The sequence below is a fragment of the Longimicrobium sp. genome, from assembly GCF_036280135.1.
Taxonomy (GTDB): Bacteria; Gemmatimonadota; Gemmatimonadetes; order Longimicrobiales; family Longimicrobiaceae; genus Longimicrobium.
On the sequence record NZ_DASURI010000661.1, the window covers coordinates 1 to 6,358 of the forward strand.

Annotated in this window: 4 protein-coding genes and 1 pseudogene; all 5 read right to left on the minus strand. The window is 71.3% G+C overall.

The annotated features are described in order from the left end of the window. Positions 1-175: 175 nt before the first annotated feature. The gene (locus VFZ20_RS21465) at positions 176-3,139 is read right to left on the minus strand and encodes a putative LPS assembly protein LptD (protein ID WP_329685995.1); all 2,964 of its coding nucleotides are present in this window, start codon (positions 3,137-3,139) and stop codon (positions 176-178) included. Between the two features lie 38 nt (positions 3,140-3,177). Beyond that, positions 3,178-3,999 (minus strand): twin-arginine translocase subunit TatC, encoded by an 822-nt coding sequence (gene tatC, locus VFZ20_RS21470; protein ID WP_329685996.1) that lies wholly within the window; start codon positions 3,997-3,999, stop codon positions 3,178-3,180. 104 nt (positions 4,000-4,103) lie between these two features. Beyond that, positions 4,104-4,544: pseudogene (nrdR, locus tag VFZ20_RS21475) on the minus strand (transcriptional regulator NrdR); the annotation flags it as partial. A gap of 30 nt (positions 4,545-4,574) precedes the next feature. Further along, positions 4,575-5,351, minus strand: a complete 777-nt coding sequence (ybgF, locus tag VFZ20_RS21480; protein WP_329685998.1) for a tol-pal system protein YbgF — start codon at positions 5,349-5,351, stop codon at positions 4,575-4,577. Then, positions 5,348-5,968 carry a peptidoglycan-associated lipoprotein Pal gene (gene pal / locus VFZ20_RS21485; protein ID WP_329685999.1) on the minus strand — a complete coding sequence of 207 codons (621 nt, stop codon included), beginning with the start codon at positions 5,966-5,968 and terminating at the stop codon, positions 5,348-5,350. The genes ybgF and pal overlap by 4 nt, the downstream gene beginning before the upstream one ends. Positions 5,969-6,358 lie beyond the last annotated feature (390 nt).

Below are 6,358 nucleotides of genomic sequence, written 5' to 3' on the forward strand. Positions count from 1 at the left end.
TCCCCCTCCCCCGCGAAGCGGGGGAGGGGGCCGGGGGGAGGGGGCCGCCCGCTGCCGGCGCGATCCATACTCCGTGCACGATCGTCGTCCGACGCCCGCCCACCGCACACAAAAACGCGTGAGTGCGGGAACCCACTCCCGCACTCACGCACTTCCGCACTGACGCACTCGGCCGTTACTGCTCCGGCCGGTCCGCGCCCAGGTTGGAGCGGTTGTAGTCCGCCTTGAGGTCCGGCAGGTCCGTCAGGTGCACGGAGAACGAGAACGACGTGTTGCCGTTGGGCGCCCGGCGGAAGTCGAAGTTGGCCTGCCAGCGGTACAGGTCGCGTTTGAAGTTGAGCACGTGCGTGCCGAACTTGTTCTCGCTGATGCTGTAGTCCGTGTACCAGCTCACGGCCCAGTTGCGCGTGGGCATGAACGACAGGCTCCCCGACACCTGCTGGTTCTCGTCCGTCTCCAGCGTGGGGATGCCGCCCCGCACCGGGCGCGAACGGCGCAGCGAGTAGTTGAGCTGCACGTTCCACGCGCCCCCGCCCTGCGCCCCGAAGCCCGGGACGGGCGAGTTGGTCTGCGTCTGCGAGCCCGGCGGGTCCAGCGTGGGCTGGCCCTGCTCCGGCGGCGTCTGCCCCCGCTCCGTCCGGCGCTCCTCCTCGGACCCGCGCGAAAAGCCCAGCCAGCGGAACAGCGCCGAGTTGGCGCCAAAGCTCAGCGACGTCTGCACGCCCGTGAGGAAGGGCGAGAACCGTCCCCGCCGCCCCACCCCGCCGGACCCGCCCGTCTCGCCCCGCTGCTCCTCGAACAGGTCGTGCGAGATGGTGAAGTTCAATCCGCCAAAGAGGTCCGAGCGAATGCGGTTGGTGATGTCGGGCGTCGTAAAGCGCGTGCCGAACGTGTCCACGGGCACAAAGCTGTACGCCAGCGCCGACGTGTTGATGGCCAGCAGCGTGATCTTCTGGTCCTGCTGCCCCGCCCCGCCCGACGGCCGCCCGCCCGCCGTCTCCGCCCCTGTGGAGTCGCGCAGGGTGGGGTCGCCGGGGGTGAGCTGCGCCGCGGCCGTGTCCGTCTGCGCGCCGGGGTTGGCCTCGTCCGCGCCCTGCGGGTTGCCCGTGCCCGCGCGGTCGGCGCCGCGGTCCGTGGCCGACTCGCGGCGGGGCGCCCGCAGCTTGGCCTCGAACGTCTGGTCCAGGTTCAGCGTCAGCTGGTTCACCTCGCGCCCGCCCTGCTGCCCGAACACCAGCTCCTGCTCCGGCGTCTGCCGCACGGCCGGCGTGTAGCTGTACGCGAAGCCGGGGCGAAAGTGGTGCCGGATGGCCGAGTACGGGCCGATGCCGGGAAAGAAGCCGAACAGCTCCGTCTGCAGGTTGGCGCTCAGGCTGGTGCGCAGGGGCGCCGCCACGAAGGTGCCGTAGCGGCCCCCGTCGATGCTGTCCGGCGCCGTGCCGCCGTCGAACGCCGTGTCGCGCCGGATTACCTGCTGCCCGATGCTGATGTTGGGCGTGAGGCGCGTGGCCCCGATCAGCCGGAACTCGTATCCCGTGGCCGCGTTCCAGTCCAGCGTCTGCGTGCCGAAGCCGGGAAGGAAGGCCCGCTGCGCCGGCGTCGTGGTGCCGATGGCGGCGGCGCTGTCGATGGCCGCCAGCTCGTTGCGGTACTGCCGGTTGTAGCGCAGCCCGCCGCTCACGCCCACGTTGCCCAGGCGAATGCTGGTGCTGAGCGACGCGTCCTCGTCCTCGGACGACTGCTGCCGGCGGGCCAGCGCCTCGCCCGGCGTGGTGCGGTTCACGCTGCCGTCCGCCGTGACGGTGAGCGAGCCCTCGTTGTACCACCGCTCGCGCCCGTCCTCGCCCACGGGGAACAGGGTGATGGTCTGGGGGCTGATGCTCAGCCGCGTGCGCAGGTTGTTGTCGCCCGTGCTGATGGACTGCCGCAGCTCGCCGCCGGCCGTGAGGTCGCCCCAGTCCATCTGCCGCCGCACCGACACCGTGCTGCTGATGTCGGCCAGCTGGCGAAACGGGTCCACCTGGCGGTTGCGCTCGAACGACGTGTTGCTGCTGTAGTTGAGCGCCGTGCTCAGGTCCGTGCGCTCGTTGGGCTTCCAGGTGCCCGAGCCCTGCAGGTTGAAGCTGTTGTTGCCGCCCTCGCGCCAGAACCGCGTGAGCGACGCGTTTCCGCTCAGGAACCGGCGGCGGACGTTGAACTGGTAGCCCACGTTCAGGCCGATCCAGCTCTGGCTGCGCCAGTCCAGCGCCGCCTGGGCCCCCATGTAGTCGTTGATGGCCCAGTAGTACCCGATGTTGCTGATCTGCCGCCCCGTGCCCCGCGTGCCGCCCCCCCGCTGGTCCGTGCGGATGATGTCGTTGACCTCGAACTCGGGGATCAGGAAGCCGCTGCGCCGCCCCCGCGACAGGTCCTGCACGATGAACGGCAGGACGAAGACGGGCACGTTGCGGAAATAGAGGTACGCCGGGCGTCCCACGAGCACCCGGTTCTTGATGACCTTGATGCGGTCCGCGCGAAAGTAGTACGCCGGCTCCTCGCGGTCGTCCGAGGTAAAGGTGCTGCGCGTGGCGTACACCCGCGTGCCCTCCTCCTCCGACGTCACGTTGCCCTGCACGTACCAGGTGGCGCCCTCCGTGATGGTGGTGCGCGCGTTGCGCACGGCCGCCCGGCGGCTGCCCAGGTCGTAGTACATCACCTCGCCCGAGATGTCCTGCTGGGCCCCCGTCACCTGGGGCCGCCCGTACACCTCCACGAAGTCGCTGCGCTCTCGGTACACAATGCTGTCGCGGGCCTCCAGCCGCGTGGTGCCCTGCGACACCACGGGGTTGCCCCGCAGGCGCAGCGTGCGCTCGCGGTTGTTGAACTGCGCGCTGTCGCCCTGGTACTCCACCGGGTCGTACCCCGGCAGGCGCAGCAGGGCGTTGATGGTGGAGTCCTCCGGCACCTCGCGGCGCCGCGTGCTGTCCCCGGGCACCGTGTCGCCGGCCGCGCGCCCCTGCGGACGCTGCGGGGCGCCACGCGCCGGCCGGCCGGGCTGCGGGCGCCCGGGAATGATCTGCGCCACGGCGGGCGCCGCGGCCAGGGCCAGCAGCGCGGCCGCGGCCAGCACGCCCAGGCGCCGGCGAAGGGTGGACGTCACGGGACTGCGAAGGTCAGGGATACCCACGGGCGCTCCCGTCACGCCTCGGCGGCGGCCGCGGCCGCCGCGTTCGCCACGCGGCGCCGGGCCACCAGGCGCGACAGCAGGATGCTGAACTCGTACAGCAGGATCAGCGGCACCATCATCATCAGCGTCACGGTGATCACGTCGCCGGGCGTGAGCACCGACGCCAGCACCGTGATGGCCGCGATGGCGTGCCGGCGCTTGCTGGCCAGGAACTCCGGCGTCACCAGCCCCAGGGCGCTCAGGATCAGGATCACCACCGGCAGCTCGAACACCACGCCGAACGCCAGCAGCAGCCGCGTCACCATGGCCATGTAAGGCCCGATGACGATGCTTTGTTCCAGGAACTTGGTCTGAAAGCCCATGGTGAACTTGAGCGTCATGGGCAGCACGAGCTCGTAGCTCATGGCCACCCCGATGACGAACAGCACCACGCCCATGTACAGCGCGGGGACGATCACCCGCTTTTCCGAGGGCATCAGGGCGGGCGCCAGGAAGGCCCACACCTGGTAGATGATGATGGGCGACGCCAGCACCACCCCGGCCAGCAGCGACAGCTTGATGGTGACGAAGAACGGGTCGGTGGGGCTCAGGTACTTGAGCTTGCCCCCGTTCAGGAACGGCTCGATGGGGCGGATGAGCAGCTCCATGGCGTTCATCCGGTCCACCAGGATGAAGCCCACCACCGAGCCCACGATCAGGGCCAGCAGGCTCCACAGGATGCGCCAGCGCAGCTCCTCGAGGTGGTCCAGGAACGGCATTTCGCCCTGAACGCCACCGGATACGAACTTCTTCATCATCTCGCGGGAAAGGCGGGCCGGGGCCCGCCGGATCATTCCGTACCGTCCGCCGGGTCCGGCGGTCCGTCGTCGCCGGCCGCCGCGCCCAGCGGCAGCTCGTAGTGCTGGCGGCGCATCTCGCTCGCCGCCTGGCGCTCCGCCAGGTCACGGAACTCCTGGTAGAACTCCTCGGGGTCCTGGAAGTCCCGGTACACGCTGGCAAAGCGCACGTAGGCGATGTGGTCCCGCGACTTCAGGCGGTCCATCACCATGGCGCCGATCTCCTGGCTCTCGGCCTCGCCGCTCTCGCGCCGGTCCAGCTCGCGCTCGATGTCCTCGACGATGCGGTCGATCTCCGTGCGGCTCACGGGGCGCTTGGCCGTGGCGATCTGGATGCTGTTGAGCAGCTTGCGCCGGTCGTACGGCTCGCGCTCGCCGTCCCGCTTGAGCACCTGCAGCGGGCGCTCCGCGATGTACTCGTACGTCGTGAAGCGCCGCTCGCACCGCAGGCACTCGCGGCGGCGGCGCACCGCGCGGCCCTCGCGCACGCTGCGCGAGTCGACCACGCGGTCGTCCGTGTGGTGGCAAAAGGGGCAGCGCACGCGCTTATGACCCCGGTGCAGGGCGGCGGTTCACCGCGTCCCCAGGCGCTGCAGCTCCGTCCGCGCCTCGCCGGCCTCCGGCGCGCGGGGGTAGCGCTGCACGATCTGGTTGAGCCGGGCGCGGGCCTCCGTGCGGTTGCCGCGCCCCAGCTCCAGCCGTCCCATGCGCAGCAGGGCCGCGGGCGCCCGGCCGGACGTGGGATACAATTCCACCACGCGGCCGTACGCCGTGATGGCGTTGCCCGTGTCGCGCCCCTGCTCGTAGCTCTGCCCGATGTTGTACTGTGCCTCGGGGGCCAGCCGGTGCTGCGGGTTGGCGCGGATGAACTCCTCGAACCCCGCCCGCGCCGTTCCCACCGAGCCCCGGCGCAGCGCCGCCTGGGCGGCCTCGTACAGCTCGTCGGGGTCGCCCGCGTCCGCCGCGGATCCGCCGCCGCCGTCCTGGCCGGCCGCCGCGGCGTCGGCCGCCTCCTGCTGGCGCCGGCGCTCCTCGGCCGCGCGCTGGTCGATCTGCCGGCGCAGGTCCGAGAGCTGGGCCTGGTTGGCGCCGCTGAGCTCCTGGATCTGCACCAGCTGCCGCTCGATGGCCAGCAGGCGGTTGGCCACGTCCCCCCGCAGGCGCACGTTCTGGTCGCTCAGCGAGTCCAGCATGGCCTCCGTCCGTCCCACCAGGGCGCGAAAGAGCGAGTCCTGGTGGGCCCGCTGCTGGGCCATGTCCAGCCGCAGCTCCTGCACGTCCTGCTTGGTGGCCACGCACGCCCCGGCCAGGGGCAGCAGGGCGAGAGCGAAAAGCGTGCGCGCCTTCATCGAAGCTCCTGGGGCACCACGGTCACCTGCCCGCCGATGATGCCGAATTCCGCGCGCCGGTTGCGGCCCCACGACTCCTCGTCGTCGCCCTCGGCCAGGGGGCGCTCCTTGCCGTAGCTCACGGTGGTAAAGCGGTCCGGGTCGATGCCGTAGTTGGCCAGGAACGCGCGGACGGCCTCGGCGCGGCGCTGGCCCAGGGCCAGGTTGTACTCGGTGCTGCCGCGCTGGTCGGCGTGGCCCTCGATGCGCAGGCGCACGTTGGGGTTGGCGGCCAGGACGGCGGCCTTGAGGCGGAGCGCCTCCTCGGCGCGGCCGCTGATCTCGTCGCTGTCGTACTCGAAGAAGACGATGTCCGTGAGCACCTCGCGGGCGCCGGCCGTCTCGCGGTCCAGGCGCTCGCGCTCCAGCCGCGCGTTCTCCGCACGATCGCGCTCGGCGCGCTCGCGGTCCGCGGCCTCGTTGGCCAGGCGAATGCTGTCGGCGCGGGCGCGGTCGGCGTCCGTCATCCCCCCGTCCACGGTCGTCTCCGGGCCGGGATTGGTGGCCGGGCGCTTTTTGCAGGCGCCCAGCCCCACCATCGGCACGAGGGCAAGAACCACGGCGTGGCGCAGCTTCATCGGATCTCCTGGTACCTGGCTTCTGAGTGTGACCTTCGAACGTCGAACGTGCGACCGCGTGCTTCGGGACCGCGACGAAACACGGATGAGGGATCGTGCACTCCGGCGGGCTGTCTACCGCCCGCGGAGGGCCCCCGGAAGCAGACCCTGCACGATGGCTGGCAGTCTGCCGGCCCGCGGAGGGCCCCCTCCCCCCGGCCCCCTGCCCCCGCTTCGCGGGGGAGGGGGAGAACTTCATATTGGGGAGGACAGATCGCGCCGGCAGCGACCCGCCCCTCTCTCCCCGCTCGTTCCTCACGGAGAGAGGTGCACCGCGCGGACGCGCGGTCTGAGCAACGATGCAGGATCTCGCCTGTCCACCGACCCCTCCCCCGAAGTTGGGGGAGGGGT